A 2,129-nucleotide genomic window follows, 5' to 3' on the forward strand; every position below is an offset into this window, starting at 1 on the left:
AAGTCTATTTAGCCACCCGACTGAGGAATTTTAGCAACGAGTCTTAAAGACGTGGTTAGCTCTTCCATTTGAAGCCATGGCTTGAGCCAAGCAACCGCGTTGTAAGAACCTGGCGAACCTGGAATTTCCTTAACTTGTACGCGAGCGTCGGCAAGAGGGTATTTCGCACGAATTTCTTGACCGCCACCTTCAGAAGCGTTCACATAGCCAAGAATCCAACGGTTCAACCAAGATTCAACGTCTTCTGCTTCCATAAAGCTACCGATCTTGTCTCGAGCCATTACTTTCAAATAATGTGCAAAACGAGAGGTTGCCATCATGTAAGGAAGTCTTGCTGAAATTGCCGCGTTTGCTGCCACTTCTGGAGATTCATGATTTGCTGGTTTTTGACAAGTTTGAGCACCAAAGAACACGGCATAGTTTGTATTTTTGTAGTGACACAACGGTAAGAAACCCAGTTTACCCAATTCCGCTTCACGGCGGTCTGTAATGCCAATTTCCGTTGGGCACTTCATATCTGGGTCACCATCATCACTCATGAAGAAGTGTGTTGGTAGGTTATCAACTCGCCCACCACCCTCTGCGCCACGAATAGCAGTACAGAAACCATACTTAGAAAATGCATCCGTCAGTTTGACGCCAAGCACGTACGATGAGTTCATCCAACAATAATCATTGTGATCAGCATTAACGGCGATACCCGACACAGGATCCACATCAAACTCTTCAAAGCCAAACGCTTCTACAGGAGAGGTAGCTTGGCCGTATGGTAAGCGAGCTAATACTTTAGGCATCGTTAAGCTTACAAAACGAGAATCTGCACTTTCACGGAAAGAGCGCCATTGCGCATATTCCAACGACTCAAAGACTTTATCTAAATCGCGCGGTTTAGATAGTTCTGTCCACTCATCAAAACCAAATAGCGCAGGAGAAGCAGCAGACAAGAATGGTGAGAAACCCGAAGCAGCAACATTCGACATTAAACGCAAAGACTCAATATCTTCTGGATGGTTTGTAAACTCGTAGTCACCAATTAAAGCACCATACGGTTCACCACCAGCGCTACCAAATTCAGATTCGTACACTTTTTTAAAGATTTGACTTTGATCGAATTCAACCGCTTTACTTAAGTCTTTATGAAGCTCTTTCTTCGTGATGCTGATCATGCGAATTTTCAGCGTAGAACTTGTCTCAGAATTCATGACTAAGTAATTCAGCCCACGCCATGAGCCTTCTAACTTTTGTAGCTCAGGATGGTGCATAACTTCAGAAAGCTGCTCTGAAATCTGTCTATCAAGCAAATTAATCGCTTCACGGAAAGTTACGGTTAGGTTTTTATTCCAAGAAACCGTCCCTTTCATCGCTTCTTCAGTCAGTGTCTTGATCAGCTCTTCTGCTCTCGATGCTTCTGTTTGTTTCGTCGCACCAATAGCCTGTTCAAGAAATGAAGTGGTTTGTTCACCCACCGTAGGATCGAGTTGTTTTTCAACTTGAGTCGTCATTATTCTGCTCCCTCAGTACTTTCTGATGGCGCTTTTTTGCCAAGATCTAGCTCACCAGCTAGTTTTGCTAAATTTTCTGTATTGTTGAGAACTTCTTCTAGGATGTTTTCAAGTTCTTCCGAACGGTCGACTTTAGTCATCAAGTCTCGCAGTTTGTTACGAGTTTCCATCAGCTGACGCAATGGTTCTACTTGATTGACAATCGCTGCTGGTTCAAAGTCTTGCATCGATTTAAAGCTCAGTTCAACCGCAAATTCAGAATCGTCATTTGCTAACTTGTTTGCGACTTTGAACTTAACCGATGGACTCATCTTTTTAAGTACATCATGGTACACTCTTTCCTTACTCAACGCCTAGAACCTCGCAGTGACGATGAAGTAGGCAAACTGGCTGAGAACTTCAACCGCTTTGTGGGTAACATGCACACGATGGTTACCAAGCTAAGCCAAGTTTCTGCCTCACTTTCTGAGCAAGCACGTACAACGGCACAACAAGCAGAAGAACGTAGCCAGCGTATTTCTTACCAGCAAGACGAAATCAACATGGTTGCGACTGCGGTTAATGAAATGGCAGCAGCAACGCAAGAGATTGCGGGTAACGCAGACAGCACAGCGCATAGCTCTGAAG

The 2,129-nt window shown here is 44.2% G+C and carries 1 protein-coding gene and 2 pseudogenes; 1 reads left to right on the top strand and 2 read right to left on the bottom strand.

The genetic code is table 11. The annotated features are described in order from the left end of the window. Positions 1 to 8: 8 nt before the first annotated feature. The gene (gene tssC, locus R8269_RS23500) at positions 9 to 1,502 is read right to left on the bottom strand and encodes a type VI secretion system contractile sheath large subunit (RefSeq protein WP_005463811.1); all 1,494 of its coding nucleotides are present in this window, start codon (positions 1,500 to 1,502) and stop codon (positions 9 to 11) included. Beyond that, positions 1,502 to 1,834 (bottom strand): annotated as a pseudogene (gene tssB / locus R8269_RS23505) (type VI secretion system contractile sheath small subunit); the annotation flags it as partial. The gene tssC and the pseudogene tssB, both read right to left, overlap by 1 nt. Before the next feature lie 9 nt (positions 1,835 to 1,843). On the opposite strand from tssB, the pseudogene R8269_RS23510 reads away from it, so the two are divergent. Continuing rightward, positions 1,844 to 2,129 (top strand): annotated as a pseudogene (locus R8269_RS23510) (HAMP domain-containing protein); the annotation flags it as partial.

It is taken from the genome of Vibrio sp. Vb0667 (assembly GCF_033391095.1).

Excerpts from the sequence above, each read along its gene's own strand:
- tssC (WP_005463811.1), bottom strand. The coding sequence starts at position 1,502 with ATGACGACTCAAGTTGAAAAACAACTCGATCCTACGGTGGGTGAACAA.